General features: G+C 55.5%; 12 protein-coding genes. All 12 read left to right on the forward strand.

What is annotated here, in order from left to right:
- Positions 1-207 precede the first annotated feature (207 nt).
- The gene (gene cpaB, locus AC2FFA_RS11610) at positions 208-1,086 is read left to right on the forward strand and encodes a Flp pilus assembly protein CpaB (protein WP_496851776.1); all 879 of its coding nucleotides are present in this window, start codon (positions 208-210) and stop codon (positions 1,084-1,086) included.
- A 194-nt stretch (positions 1,087-1,280) separates the two neighbouring features.
- Positions 1,281-2,687, forward strand: a complete 1,407-nt coding sequence (locus tag AC2FFA_RS11615) for a type II and III secretion system protein family protein (protein WP_496851777.1) — start codon at positions 1,281-1,283, stop codon at positions 2,685-2,687.
- 17 nt (positions 2,688-2,704) lie between these two features.
- Entirely contained in the window at positions 2,705-3,337 is a 633-nt protein-coding gene (locus AC2FFA_RS11620; RefSeq protein ID WP_496851778.1) for an OmpA family protein, read from the forward strand.
- 199 nt (positions 3,338-3,536) lie between these two features.
- On the forward strand, positions 3,537-4,772 hold the full coding sequence (locus AC2FFA_RS11625) for a CpaE/TadZ family protein (protein WP_496851779.1): 1,236 nt from the start codon (positions 3,537-3,539) through the stop codon (positions 4,770-4,772).
- A gap of 24 nt (positions 4,773-4,796) precedes the next feature.
- Positions 4,797-6,239, forward strand: coding sequence for a TadA family conjugal transfer-associated ATPase (locus AC2FFA_RS11630; RefSeq protein WP_117869718.1), 1,443 nt, complete (start codon positions 4,797-4,799; stop codon positions 6,237-6,239).
- Positions 6,240-6,250: 11 nt separating this feature from the next.
- On the forward strand, positions 6,251-7,219 hold the full coding sequence (locus AC2FFA_RS11635) for a type II secretion system F family protein (protein WP_117869719.1): 969 nt from the start codon (positions 6,251-6,253) through the stop codon (positions 7,217-7,219).
- 10 nt (positions 7,220-7,229) lie between these two features.
- A complete protein-coding gene (locus AC2FFA_RS11640) occupies positions 7,230-8,204 on the forward strand; it encodes a type II secretion system F family protein (protein ID WP_117869720.1) in 975 nt (324 codons plus the stop codon).
- Positions 8,205-8,261: 57 nt separating this feature from the next.
- On the forward strand, positions 8,262-8,804 hold the full coding sequence (locus AC2FFA_RS11645) for a tetratricopeptide repeat protein (RefSeq protein ID WP_496851780.1): 543 nt from the start codon (positions 8,262-8,264) through the stop codon (positions 8,802-8,804).
- Between the two features lie 30 nt (positions 8,805-8,834).
- Positions 8,835-9,686 (forward strand): tetratricopeptide repeat protein, encoded by an 852-nt coding sequence (locus AC2FFA_RS11650; RefSeq protein ID WP_496673807.1) that lies wholly within the window; start codon positions 8,835-8,837, stop codon positions 9,684-9,686.
- A gap of 3 nt (positions 9,687-9,689) precedes the next feature.
- Positions 9,690-10,235 (forward strand): prepilin peptidase, encoded by a 546-nt coding sequence (locus AC2FFA_RS11655; RefSeq protein ID WP_117869722.1) that lies wholly within the window; start codon positions 9,690-9,692, stop codon positions 10,233-10,235.
- A gap of 115 nt (positions 10,236-10,350) precedes the next feature.
- Positions 10,351-11,658 carry a DUF8689 domain-containing protein gene (locus tag AC2FFA_RS11660; protein WP_117869723.1) on the forward strand — a complete coding sequence of 436 codons (1,308 nt, stop codon included), beginning with the start codon at positions 10,351-10,353 and terminating at the stop codon, positions 11,656-11,658.
- Between the two features lie 40 nt (positions 11,659-11,698).
- Positions 11,699-14,110 (forward strand): ligase-associated DNA damage response DEXH box helicase, encoded by a 2,412-nt coding sequence (locus AC2FFA_RS11665; protein WP_496684062.1) that lies wholly within the window; start codon positions 11,699-11,701, stop codon positions 14,108-14,110.
- Positions 14,111-14,118 lie beyond the last annotated feature (8 nt).

Raw genomic sequence — 14,118 nt, forward strand, 5'->3', positions numbered from 1 at the left:
CGCGGCGTTTGTTTTGTTGTTCCTGGTCCAGCCTGCCGCAAGGAAATGTCGGCAGCTTTTTGTGGAATTGTGCGAAAGCTGACGCAGAATCTAACAAGCAGACATTTTTGTCCCACATTTCGACACAATTTACATTTAACACTTGGGCTGTTTCAAAGCGGCCCTTTGGCCGCTTAGTATTCGACTAAATAAGAAAGAGGTGCATGTATGCGAGCGGTATTCGGACTTGTCCTGATTGTCGGCGTTGCTCTGGCTGGGGGCGCCGTTTACATGGCGCGCAACTATATTGCGGCTTACCAAAGCGAACTGGCGCGACAGAAACAAGCGGCAGAAGAAGCGCTGGCCAATGCCAAAGTTGATGTCGTTCCGACTGTCACTGTCTTTGTGTCGAGTCGCGCTCTGAAATACGGCGAGCCGTTGACAGAGGAAGATATCCGCGCTGTTGACTGGCCGGAAAACGCGATCCCCGAAGGTACATTCACCGAGCTCACAGCCCTGTTCCCCGAAAGCGGCGCAAATGAACGTTTCGTTTTGAGGGCAATGGAAAAAGACGAAGCGATCATGGAGGTCAAGATCACTCGTCCGGGCGAAAAAGCCGGGCTGACGTCACGCCTGGAAAAAGGTATGCGCGCCTTCGCAATCAGCGTTGACGTGGCTTCGGGTGTTTCCGGATTCCTGCGGCCCGGCGACAGTGTCGACATCTATTGGACCGGTTCCAGTGGAACCATCGAAGGGAACAGCGGCGGAATTACCCGCCTGATCGAAACCAACGTGCAGCTCATTGCCGTCGACCAGACCGCCGGTTCAGACGTCGCCAACACAACCATTGCACGTACAGTCACGGTCGCAGCCACGCCTGAACAGGTCGCGGCACTGGCACAGGCTCAGAACACGGGGCGTCTTTCCCTGGCTTTGGTTGGGGTACAGGATGAGTCCGTTGCCTCTACGATTGAAGTGGATCAGCGCAAGCTGTTGGGAATTCAAGAAGCAGCGCCAGAGCCAGAGGCAAAAGCCGAAAGGGTATGCACAACACGTATTCGCCGCGGTGGCGAAATCGTAAATGTGCCTATCCCCTGCACAAATTGACGCCAATTCAGAACGTTACAGGTTCAGAGCCGTGCCCTTGGTGCGGCTCATTTTTTTGCGGATGTTGCCAATTCCCCACATAAGGAAACTTACGGAAACCATTGATTATTGCAATAAATTCGGATTTCGCGCAGTCTCTCCTCCCATAGGGCATAAGACCCAAAAAACGAGGCGTGATCGGAGAGGCAGGTCACATGACAATACGTACCTGGATCAGCGCAACCCTGCTGGGGTTGTCGCTTGTTATGGGCCCCATTGGCGACACCGCCTGGGCTGAAACTTTGCGCGTGGTGAAAAAAGGGACTGTGGAAACACTGGACGTCCCGATGAACCGCGCAATCGTCGTAGAAAGCGAACAACCTTTCGCAGAGCTCAGCATTGCCAATGCCGGCATTGCAGACATCTCATCGTTGTCCGAGCGCACAATCTATGTTCTGGGCAAGGCCCCGGGCCTGACCACGCTGACACTGTTTGACGGCGCGGGCAATCTTTTGGCCAATGTCCGCGTCCGGGTCGCACCGGATGTTACGGAATTCAAGGAACGTCTGCGTCAGATCCTGCCAAACGAGCAGGTGGAAGTGCGTACCGCCAATGATGGGATTGTGCTATCCGGCACGGTTTCAAGTGCAGCCAAACTGGCCCGCGCACTTGAATTGGCTGAACGGTACGCGCCGGAACGTGTTTCGAACCTGATGTCCGTTAGTGGCGTGCAGCAAGTTATGCTGAAGGTACGCTTCGCCGAGATGAATCGCACCGTCGCCAAAAACCTGACAGCGTCGCTTGGCTTCGGTGGCGGTGACATTACTGGTGGTTTCAACACGCTCAACAACCAGCTTTCGCTGAACAACGCTATCGCGAACAACATCCCTAACGTTCAAACAAACACTGGTGCGATCTTGTTTGGGTTTGGCGCGGGTTCAACGCAGGTCCGCCTGTTGCTGGAAGCGCTTGAAAGCAAGGGGTTGGCCCGCAGCCTAGCCGAACCGAATCTATCTGCTCTGTCTGGGCAAGAAGCAACGTTCCTGGCAGGCGGCGAAGTTCCGATTCCAGTACCACAGGATGATGGCGTCGTAGCTATTGAATATAAGGCTTTCGGTGTCGAGATGGACTTCATCCCACGTGTTGTGGATGGTAACCTGATCAACCTTGAAATGGGAACTGCCGTTTCCAGCATCGATCAAAGCTCGGACTTTACGATCAACGGCGATTCTGTTCCCAGCTTCATCACTCGTCGTGCCACGACTACAATTGAACTGCGCGATGGGGAAAGCTTTGCCATAGCAGGACTGATTCAGGATGATTTCACCGATCTCAGCAATCAGGTTCCGTGGCTAGGAGATGTTCCGGTGTTAGGCGCATTGTTTCGCAGTGCGAACTATCAACGCGCTCAAAGCGAACTTGTGATTATCATCACTGCGCATCTGGTGACCCCAACACGTGGCGAGGCACTTGCCCTACCCACTGATCGTGTCAAACCGCCCAGTGAATTTGACCTGTTCGTGAATGGTCGGGTCGCACGCACTCAGCGTCCCGGGGCCGGTGGAGCGTCCGAAGTTGCCAAACAGGATTTCGGCAGCTCGTACGGCTACGTCCTAGATTGATCAGGAGGATAGGACCAATGCAGAAGTGGATCATCACACTGGGTCTTACGGTCGCCGTTACCGCATGTACGCGCGAGGCCGGATACGAGATCGATGCCGGAACCTTCGGAAACGCGACATTGAACAATATGCAGGTTCAAAACGGCGAGTTGACATATGCTCAGATTCTCGGTCGCAGATTTGCCGCAGATGTGCCGAGTCAAGTGAACTTTGCCTTCAACAGTTCGCAACTGGACGCATCAGCTCAACGCATTCTGCTGCAGCAGGCTGACTGGATCAAACAGTTCCCCGAGGCACGGTTTCGCGTTTATGGACATACGGATGCCGTAGGCTCAACAAGCTACAACAAGAGTCTTGGGATGCGCCGCGCACAAGCGGTGGTCGCATTCCTTGAACGGCAAGGAATCTCGCGTTCACGTCTTGAAGCCGTTGTATCCTTTGGAAAAACGCAGCCGTTGATTGCAACACCGAATCGGGATCGCCGCAACCGCCGCACTGTAACGGAAGTTTCCGGCTTTGTTGACCGTCACCCGCAACTGCTTGATGGCAAATACGCCAACGTCATTTACCGCGAATACGTTGAAAGCGCGACGTGGAAGAGCACGATTGAACAGGTGACCGCGACAGACGCCTCTGATGCGGGTGAATAATATATGCGAAATGGGCGACATCGTCGCCCATTTCCCTACAATTGGTTCTTTTGCGCCCAATTCTTGCCCAACTTCAGAGCAACTTTGTGAACAATAGGGTGACCTGCGGCCAAAATTGACCGTATTGGGGCGACAGCACATCAATCTGGCGGAATTCGTTCATATGACATGCTGAGCCCTCACGACGAGGATAGTGTTTATGACCAGCGCGACGCCGCAAGACGACAATACTGCAATCTTGGCCTGCACCATCAGTCGGGATGTTCAGAATTTCGACCTTCTGATCGAAGACATGGAAGCCATCTTGGGTGAGCGCTGGGGAGATCTGGGGTTTGCAGAAGCGTTGGCCTTTTTTAGCCAACCCGAAGCTGAAACTCTGGAATTCGTAGCACTGGCTATCGACGGAGAAGATGAAGACAACCTTTCCCTGCTGGGTGAGATAATTACCCAAGCAAATGAAAAGAAAGTAAAAGTTGTTCTGATCGCCGAGGACGTTACTCCGGCTTCATTGCACCAACTGCTGCGCAAGGGCGCGGACGAGTTTGTGCCCTACCCTCTTCCGGAAGGTGAATTGCAGGAAGCCATTGAGCGTATGAAGCAGCCAGACCCGGTTGCCGTGGCGCAAGCGGCTGCCGTTCCTCTGGCGGGTGGCGAATCAAAGGAAGGCGCCTTGTTTGTCGTTCAGGGCCTGGCAGGTGGTGTCGGAGCGACGACGCTGGCCGTTAACCTAGCTTGGGAACTGGCATGTGCCTCTGACAAGGACGCGCCAACTGTCTGCCTGATCGATCTGGACCTGCAATACGGTACTGTTTCCACCTACCTGGACCTGCCGCGGCGGGAAACAGTGTTTGAAATGTTATCGGACACGGATGCGATGGACAGCGAAGTGTTCTCGCAAGCTCTTCAAACATATGAAGAAAAATTGCAGGTTTTGACAGCCCCCTCTGATATGGTGCCGCTGGACCTGATTACTCCGGAAGACATTCAACGCGTGATCGACGTGGCGCGCGCGCATTTCGACTACGTCATTGTTGATATGCCGAAGACGCTTGTCCTGTGGTCTGAAACAGTTTTGCAGGCTGCCCATGTGTATTTCGCCATGATTGAGCTGGACATGCGGTCCGCCCAGAATGCCCTGCGCCTGAAGCGTGCTTTGCAGGTAGAGGAACTGCCATTCAACAAGTTGCGCTTTGCATTGAACCGGGCGCCGAAGTTTACCGACCTGAACGGAAAAAGCCGTGTGAAGCGCATGGGGGAAAGCCTTGGTATCTCCATCGACCTGCTACTGCCTGATGGCGGCAAACCGGTCATGCAAAGTGGGGATCACGGCCTGCCTCTGGCAAATGCGGCCGCCAAGAATCCGTTACGCCGGGAAATCGCAAAGCTGGCAAAGTCGCTTCACAGCCTTGGCAGCAGTGCCGAAGAAGCTGCGTAACATCATCCCAAGGGGGGATAAGCCGTGTTTTCAAGATACAAAAAGCAGCCCATAGCGCAGCCCGTCAAAACGCCGGCGCAACCGCCCGAAACTGAGGCGTCCACAGCGCAAGAGACACCTGTTGCGACTGCCGTGGCCCGCAAGCCTGTGAAAAAGATTGCAGGTGAGGTCGCAAGCTCGGACCGGGATCGGAAACGCAAAGAGCGGCTGGGCGAGATCAAGATCGAACTACACCGCGAGTTGCTCGAAAACCTGAACCTGGCAGCACTGGAGAACGCTGGCGAATCGGAGTTGCGTGCTGAAATCAGTGCAATCGCCAGTGAAGTTCTGGAAACAAGAAACATTGTTCTGAACCGCGAAGACCGGTCCCAGCTGAACAAGGAACTTTATGACGAGGTAACGGGGCTTGGGCCGCTTGAAGCATTGCTTCAGGACGATACGGTCAACGATATTCTGGTGAACGGTCCACAACAGATCTTTGTGGAACGCTCCGGTAAGCTGGAAATCAGCGATATTACCTTCAAGGATGAAAAGCACCTGATGCGGATCATCGACAAGATCGTGTCCGCCGTGGGCCGTCGAGTTGACGAATCCAACCCGTATGTTGACGCCCGTCTGGCCGATGGCTCGCGTTTCAACGCTATGGTGCCACCGATTGCGGTGGACGGATCGCTTGTTTCCATTCGTAAGTTCAAGAAAGATAAGCTGGGCATTGACGATCTGGTCAATTTTGGGGCGTTCACCGAAGAAATGGCCGCCTATTTGCAGGCCGCCGTGTCCACCCGGCTGAATATCATCGTTTCTGGGGGTACGGGTTCAGGTAAAACGACCACGCTCAACGCCCTGTCCAGTTTCATAGACGACGCCGAGCGCATTCTGACCATCGAGGATACGGCGGAACTTCAGCTGCAACAGACGCATGTGGGCAGGATGGAAAGCCGCCCGCCCAACGTGGAAGGCAAAGGTGAGGTCAGTCCGCGTGACTGTCTGAAAAACGCCCTGCGTATGCGTCCTGACCGTATCATCGTTGGTGAGACACGTGGTGCCGAGGTTATCGACATGTTGCAAGCCATGAACACAGGCCACGACGGATCGATGACCACGATCCACGCCAACTCGGCCCGGGACGGTATTTCACGTCTGGAAAACATGATCGCCATGGCCGGGATCGAAATGCCGATCAAAGCCGTCCGTAGTCAGATCGCTTCGGCTGTCAACCTGATCGTGCAGGCCAGTCGTCTGCAGGACGGTTCGCGCCGGATGACCTCGATCACCGAGATCACCGGGATGGAAGGTGACGTGATTTCCATGCAGGAAATATTTCGTTTTCAACGCGTTGGCCTGACACCCGACAACAAGATCATCGGACACTTTACCGCGACCGGCGTGCGCAGCCACTATTCGGAACGCTTCCGTCTATGGGGCTTTGATTTGCCAGCGTCCATCTACGACCCAACCACAATGTAGGAGAACCAGGTATGCAATTGCCTATGGAGGCGATCATTTATGTCGCCATCTTTGTGGGGGTTCTTGCCTTGGTCGAGGGCATCTATCTTGTCGCCTTCGGCAAGTCCATCAGCCTGAACAGCCGGGTCAACCGGCGTCTGGACATGCTGGAAAAGGGTGCTGGGCGCGAACAGGTGCTGGAACAGCTGCGCAAAGAGATGCAGCAGCATATGAAGTCGCAGAGCATCCCTCTGTACTCACTGCTGGCAGACAAGGCGCAAAAGGCGGCAATCGCGTTCTCTCCACGTCAATTGATCATGATCATGGGTCTGGTATCCGCCATGGCCTTTGTCGGATTGAGCATCGGCACCGCTACGGACACGGCACTGCGCATCGTTGTTTCCATCGCAATCGGCATCGGTGGCGTCTACGCCTGGGTCAACCACAAGGCCAAGAAACGAATGGGTATGATCGAAGAACAACTGCCGGACGCGGTTGAACTGATGGTGCGATCTCTGCGTGTCGGAAATCCATTTGTATCGACAATTCAAGTGGTTGCAAACGAAGTCCAGGATCCGCTGGGGACCGAATTTGGCGTTATCGCCGATGAATGTGCCTATGGTCGCGATGTGGGCGAGGCGCTAAAGGACATGGCTGAACGTCTGGACATGCAGGATATGCGCTTTCTGGCCGTAGCTGTGGGTATTCAGCAGCAATCTGGCGGTAACCTTGCTGAGATTTTGGCCGGATTGGCAAAGGTGATCCGTGCTCGTTTTCGCCTGTTCCGTCGCGTCAAGGCGATTACAGCCGAGGCACAATGGTCTGGAAAGTTCCTGTCCGGGTTTCCCGTCGCCTGTCTGATATTCATTCTGGTCAAGGACCCGGGTTATTACGACGATGTGTTGGATCACCCCTGGTTTATTCCCGCGTGTTTTGTTGTCGCTATCCTGCTGACATTGAACCTGATCGTCATGAAAATCATCACCAACATCAAGGTCTGAGGGCAGTACCATGGAATTCCTGACCAGCATCAATGACCTGTTGACCCAGCACTTGGGTGAGTTCGGCCCCCTGATCATTGTCGGCGTACTTGGCCTGATTTTGGTTCTGGTCGCTGTCACACTGATGATGAAGCAGCCGGAAGATCCCCTGAAGAAACTGCAAAGATCTAATGCTGCCCCTCCAAAGCAGAAAAAGGGGAAAAAAGAGCAGCTTCGAAACTCAAGCCGAAACGAACAGCTTGAGAAGTTCGCGACTTTTCTGGAGCCCAAGAACGAAGAAGAATATTCGGCCGTCGAGCTGAAACTGCGTCAGGCGGGCTACAGGTCGAAGGATTCAGTTCGGTTCTTTCACTTTGCGCAGTTTTCTTTGGGTATCCTTGGCATTTTCCTTGGTGTTATGTTGGTCACAGTCTTTTCCGGCGGCCAGGAGTTTACCGGAACACAGATGATGATCCGGGTGCTTGTTCCCGGCGCAATTGGCTATTTCGCACCAAAATACTGGATTACGCGCCGGGTTGAAGAACGGAAGGAAGCGATTACCGCCGGCTTTCCCGATACGCTCGACCTGATGCTCGTCTGCGTTGAGGCCGGTCAGTCGCTGGATCAGGCCATTGTTCGGGTAGCCGGTGAAATGAGCGCATCGTATCCAGATATCGCGCAGGAATTCGAAACTGTCGCGCATGAAATGAAGGCTGGTAAGGACAAGGACACCGTCCTGCGTGATTTCGGCGTCCGATGCGGTGTGCAGGACGTGAACTCGTTTGTAACCGTTATGATCCAATCGGCGACATTTGGCACATCGATTGCCGAGGCGTTGCGGGTTTACGCCGGTGAGATGCGCGACAAACGTGTGATGCGCGCCGAAGAGGCCGCGAACAAGTTGCCGACCAAGATGACTCTTGTCACAATGATGCTGACAGTACCGCCACTGCTGATTATTCTGATCGGCCCGTCGGCGAACGTTATTTCGAGTTTTGGACGCTAGGTCGGATAGAACCATATGAATGCTGAAATCAGGTGCTTCCCTTCCGGGTTTCGCCGAATGCTCCGGGCCACCATGGTTTTTGCCATGGTGGCTTCTTGCACAGAAAGCCTGTCACCTAACGGATTGGATGCACCGGGAATTGACGCCAAAGGTCAGGCCGAGGACAGCATCAAAGTCGGAAACAGATTGATGGCCGCCGGAGAATACGAACTGGCGCTTGAAACTTTTTCCCGGGCCGCGCTGGAGCAGGGTATGACGCCCCAGGTCCTGACGTCTCTGGGCACCGCGAATGTCGGACTCCGCCGCTTGGGTCAGGCCGAAAAACTGCTGCGCCGTGCTGTAGAAGACGACACGGACTGGCCCGTGGCGTGGAACAATCTCGGTGTCCTGCTGATGGAGAAACAGGAATACCCTGAAGCCGCGCAAGTGTTTCAGCGGGCCTATGCGTTGGACAATGGCGAAAGTGACGCAATCCGGGACAATCTGCGCTTAGCACTCGCAAAAATGGAAAATCCTGTTAATAATACCCCACAAGAACAACAAGAATACACACTGGAGCAGCTTGGCGACGGGCAATTCACGCTACGCAAGATCCAGTAATTGAGGCGAGAGCAGTAAAGGACGCAAAAAATGCGCCAGCAATTCTTGATTCCGACTGTTGTTATCAGTGGTCTGATCCTTTCGGCCTGTGCAAAGGAAACCGAAGAGGAAAAGGTTGAACGCACATTCCAGGAAGTGAACGTAATCGACGAAACCAACCTGAACGATGTGCTTCTGAGCGCCGCTGATCCAAATGAGGCAGTGACCTATTTCCACGGTGCAGCACTCAAAAACCCGGACCGGATCGATCTTCAGCGTGGACTGGCGATTTCCTTGGGCCGTGCCAAACGCACGACCGAAGCAGTAACCGCGTGGAAGCGCGTTACGACGATGAAAGGCACGAATGCCGCGGACAAGGTCGAATACGCGGACGCACTAGTCCGAAACGGAGACTGGTCGCAGGCCAAAACGGTTCTGGATTCGGTCCCCCCGACCTTTGAAACCTTCAAACGGTATCGCCTTGAGGCCGTGGTTGCGGATTCCCGGAAAGAGTGGAAGCGCGCGGATCATTTCTATGAAACCGCTGTCGGACTGACGACACGTCCAGGCAGTGTGATGAACAACTGGGGGTATTCCAAACTGACCCGCGGCCAATATGCCGAAGCTGAGCGGTTGTTCTCGGATGCAGTCCGCCAGGACAACTCATTGTTTACCGCAAAGAACAACCTTGTTTTGGCCCGATCAGCGCAAGGCAACTATAGCCTGCCAGTCGTCCCCATGACTCAAGTCGAACGGGCGCGCTTGCTGAACACAATGGGTATTTCAGCAGTCAAACAGGGCGATATAACAACTGCCAAGAACCTGTTCCGTGAAGCCATTTCAACCCACCCGCAGCATTTCGACGAGGCAGTCCGCTCGCTTCGGGCGCTTGAAGGGGCCTGACACATGCAAATACCTGCAGTGGCCGCGGCTTGGTTCCTGCCGTTTGTGCTGCCGATCTGCTTTTACGTGGCATTCACGGATATGCGTGAGATGCGGATCAAGAACCATGCAGTCCTTGCGCTGGCACTGGTTTACATTGTGATAGGTCTGATCGTCCTCCCACCCTGGTCCACAGGCGGCATCAGCGGCAACCTGGGGCCGTTCACCGTGTCGATGCCGGTCTATTTCTGGCAACTTCTGCATATCGTCGTGGTCCTGGTAATTGGTATCTTCCTGAATGCTGCAGGCACCATGGGCGCTGGCGACGCCAAGTTTCTGGCTGCCGCGTCGGCGTTTGTATGGCTCGGCGATTTTAGAATTGTGCTGGTGATCGTGACCGCCTGCATTCTGGCTGCCGTGGTCACTCATCGTTTGGCCAAAATCACAAAGCTGCGCACCATTGCGCCGCATTGGGAAAGCTGGGATCGAGGCAAACAGTTTCCGATGGGGTTCGCCTTGGGCGGATCGCTCGCCATGTACCTGATTTTGGGCACTGTTCTCGGATCGTAAACTATCATCAGCGCGCCTTTTCGCTGCCTTTGTCCCGCCACAAAGCTGGTTCATTTTTTTCAAGACGCCCATTTTTGGGTTCTTGGCGTGACATTTTGATGGACGAGCACCGCGCATGAATATGCAGACTTCCTCTGTTATGGCCCCCCCTGCCCCCAAGGGTCTGGGCGAAATGAAGCTTCCGCTTGTAATGATGCGGGATATTCTGCTGAAGACGATTTTCCGCAAAAACGCGAGCACCGTGTCGGAAGTGGCCGAAGCCATCTGTCTTCCCACTTCGGTTACTCAGGAACTGATCGACATCGCGCGCGATCAGAAACTGCTTGAAGCGACCGGGACACTGAACGCCAATAGCGGCAATGAGATGGGGTATCAGCTGACCGATGCGGGCAAGGCCCGTTCGCTGGATGCGCTGAGCCAATCCGAGTATTTTGGTGCGATGCCGGTGCCGCTGGATGTCTATCGCGAGCAGGTTAAACGCCAGTCGATCCGCAATATTCAGGTCACGCGAGAACAACTCGTAGGTGCAATGGGCCATCTGGTCCTACCCGACAGCCTGCTGGATCATCTGGGCCCTGCGGTCAGCGCGGGCCGGTCGATTTTGATGTATGGTCCCCCGGGCAACGGTAAATCCTCAATCTCGAACGGTGTACGGGACGCACTGGGCGATAATGTTTATGTGCCCTACGCCATCGAATACTCGGGGCAGGTGATCACGGTTTATGACCCGATCGTTCACACGGCGATCCAACAGGAGCCGGATGATCCCAACAGCCTGCGCCGTCGCAAGCGGTTCGATTCCCGCTATGTGCAATGTGAACGCCCCACCGTTGTAACCGGTGGTGAACTGTCGCTCAGCATGTTGGATCTGGTCTACAACCCAACCGCACGAACCTATCAGGCCCCGTTGCAGCTGAAATCCACCGGTGGCATCTTCATCGTGGACGACCTTGGCCGTCAGGCCGAGCCGCCGCAGGCGCTGGTCAACCGTTGGATCGTCCCGCTGGAGGAAAACAAGGATATCCTCGGCCTGCAATCGGGTGAAAAATTCGAAGTACCCTTCGACACGCTGGTCATCTTCTCGACCAACTTCCACCCGAACGAGATCTTCGACCAAGCCGCCTTGCGTCGAATCTTCTTCAAGATCAAGATTGACGGCCCGAACCAGGAAAACTTCCTGAAAATTTTCGCCATGGTGGCCCGCAAACGAGGAATACCACTAGACGAGGCGGCACTGGTACACCTGCTGAAGGTCAAGTATCCGACTATCGACAATATCTATGCCAACTATCAGCCGATCTTCCTGATCGACCAGATGATCTCGATCTGCGAGTTCGAGGGCATACCTTATCAGATGAGCCCGGACCTGATTGACCGTGCCTGGGCCAATATGTTCGTCAAAGACGAGAAAATCGTCAAATAACGCCGTGCCAATCCCTCCTCCGGGCGGGTAATCTGTGACCATGACGCAGATTCCCGCTCGGATTGATACGTGGTTTTCCACCAAAGGCTGGTCCATCCACCCACATCAACAAGAGATGTTCGATCGGGCGAAGGACCCGTCAACCTTGCTGATCGCCCCAACCGGTGGCGGCAAGACCATGGCCGGTTTTCTACCTTCCCTGTCCGAGCTGGCCGACGGTGGCCATGGCGGATTGCACACGATCTATGTCTCTCCCCTGAAGGCCCTGGCAGCTGATATCAAACGTAACCTGCGCACCCCGGTGGACGAGATCGGCCTGCCTATTCGGATCGAGGATCGCACCGGGGACACCTCAGCCACACAGAAGAAACGCCAAAGGGCCGACCCGCCCCATATCCTGCTGACCACACCCGAAAGTCTGGCGCTGCTGACCTCTTACGAAGATTCGCCGCGCATGTTCGACGGCGTGCAACGGATCATCGTCGACGAAATCCACGCGCTGGCGGAAAGCAAGCGCGGCGATCAACTGATACTGGCCCTGGCGCGTCTTCAGCGTCTCAACCCGGATCTGCGCCGTGTTGGTTTGTCAGCCACGGTCGAAGACCCCGCAGCGATTGCCCACTTTCTGGCGCGCCACCCGGACCCCTGCCGGATCGTGCAGGCCGACCCCGGCCCGGACCCGGACATACAGATGCTGGAAACAACCGAAATGCCGCCCTGGTCCGGCGGCGGTGCGGCTTATTCGATTCCGGCAGTGTTGGAACAAATCCGGCGGCACAAGACCACGCTGATCTTTCACAACACCCGCGCGCAGGCCGAGATCTACTTTCACAATCTGTGGTTGGCAAATGACGACGGCCTGCCCATCGGCGTCCATCATGGCAGTCTTGACCGACAGCAACGCGAGCGGGTCGAGGCAGCGATGGTGCGTGGCGACTTGCGTGCTATAGTCTGCACCGGCTCGCTGGATCTGGGCATTGATTGGGGCGATGTCGAACTGGTGATTCAGATCGGTGCGCCCAAGAACGTCAAACGGCTGGTGCAAAGGATTGGACGAGCCAACCACCGCTATAACGCGCCTTCCAAGGCACTACTGGTACCTGCTAACCGGTTTGAAGTTGTCGAATGCATTGCAGCGCTCGAGGCTGCCAAGGCTCATGATCTGGACGGGGAACCCCGAGGCCCCGGCCCTCGCGATGTGTTGTGCCAGCACATTCTGATTGCGGCCTGCGCCGGGCCTTTTGACGCCGATGACCTTTATGCTGAGATGACATCCGCCGGGCCTTTTGCGCAGTTGACGCGACCCGAGTTTGACGCCTGTCTGGATTTCTGTGCCACCGGGGGTTACGCCTTGCGCGCCTATGATCGCTGGCAAAGATTGCAGCAGCGTGCCGACGGGCAATGGCAATTGCGCGATCCTCGCGCAACGTCACGCATTCGCATGAACTTGGGCACGATTCAGGATACCGACACCCTGAAGGTACGCCTGAAGCGCAGCCGTGGTGGAAAACCGTTGGGAGAAGTTGAAGAAGCCTTTGCTGCCTCGCTGACCCCCGGCGATACCTTCCTGATCGGTGGGCAGATCGTGCGCTATGAGGGCCTGCGCGAAATGGTGGTCGAAGTCAGCCGTCGCGCAGATCGCAAACCAAAGATCGCGACCTTCTCGGGTACGAAGTTTGCAACCTCCACGCAACTCAGTGACCGCATTCTGCGCATGTTCGCCCAAACTGACTGGCCGCACCTGCCTTCACACACGGCTGATTGGTTGGACTTACAGCGCCAAGTGTCTCGCCTGCCTCAGCGCGATCGTTTGCTGATCGAAAGCTTTCCAAGTGACGGGCGAGAGCATCTGTGCGTTTACGGTTTCGCCGGGCGCAACGCGCAACAGACATTGGGCCTGCTGCTGACAAAGCGAATGGAGGAAACCGGTTTGGCCCCGTTGGGGTTTGTAGCCACAGACTATGCCACGCTGATTTGGGGGCTGGACGCAGTCACTGACCCTCGCCCTTTGTTTCAACCCGAAGCGCTGCGTGAGGGGCTGGACACCTGGCTGGCAGGCAACGCGGTAATGAAGCGTACCTTTCGCGCGTCGGCAACAATTGCCGGTCTGATCGAACGCAACACGGGCGGGCAACGTAAAAGCGGACGGCAAGCCACATTTTCGTCGGATATTCTCTATGACACACTGCTGAAATATGATCCCGATCATCTGTTGATGCAGATCACCCGCGAAGAAGCCATGCGCGGGCTGGTTGACTTCGGTCGTATCGAGGCGATGCTGGCCCGCATCGGAGACCGCATCGACCTGCTGCGTCTGGACCACGTTTCCCCACTTGCCGCGCCGCTGTTTCTTGAAGTTGGAAAGGTGCCTGTCAAAGGGGCAGCCGAGGAAAGGCTGCTTGCAGAAGAAAGCGCACGCCTGCTTGAGACCGCCGGGTTGGACCAGCTTTGATCCCTCTT

The sequence above is a fragment of the Ruegeria sp. YTSB088 genome, assembly GCF_059609825.1.

Coding starts and splice junctions, on each gene's coding strand:
- AC2FFA_RS11625 (WP_496851779.1), top strand. CDS start 3,537: ATGACCAGCGCGACGCCGCAAGACGACAATACTGCAATCTTGGCCTGC.
- AC2FFA_RS11640 (WP_117869720.1), top strand. CDS start 7,230: ATGGAATTCCTGACCAGCATCAATGACCTGTTGACCCAGCACTTGGGT.
- AC2FFA_RS11655 (WP_117869722.1), top strand. CDS start 9,690: ATGCAAATACCTGCAGTGGCCGCGGCTTGGTTCCTGCCGTTTGTGCTG.
- AC2FFA_RS11620 (WP_496851778.1), top strand. CDS start 2,705: ATGCAGAAGTGGATCATCACACTGGGTCTTACGGTCGCCGTTACCGCA.
- AC2FFA_RS11615 (WP_496851777.1), top strand. CDS start 1,281: ATGACAATACGTACCTGGATCAGCGCAACCCTGCTGGGGTTGTCGCTT.
- AC2FFA_RS11665 (WP_496684062.1), top strand. CDS start 11,699: ATGACGCAGATTCCCGCTCGGATTGATACGTGGTTTTCCACCAAAGGC.
- cpaB (WP_496851776.1), top strand. CDS start 208: ATGCGAGCGGTATTCGGACTTGTCCTGATTGTCGGCGTTGCTCTGGCT.
- AC2FFA_RS11645 (WP_496851780.1), top strand. CDS start 8,262: ATGCTCCGGGCCACCATGGTTTTTGCCATGGTGGCTTCTTGCACAGAA.
- AC2FFA_RS11660 (WP_117869723.1), top strand. CDS start 10,351: ATGAATATGCAGACTTCCTCTGTTATGGCCCCCCCTGCCCCCAAGGGT.
- AC2FFA_RS11635 (WP_117869719.1), top strand. CDS start 6,251: ATGCAATTGCCTATGGAGGCGATCATTTATGTCGCCATCTTTGTGGGG.
- AC2FFA_RS11650 (WP_496673807.1), top strand. CDS start 8,835: ATGCGCCAGCAATTCTTGATTCCGACTGTTGTTATCAGTGGTCTGATC.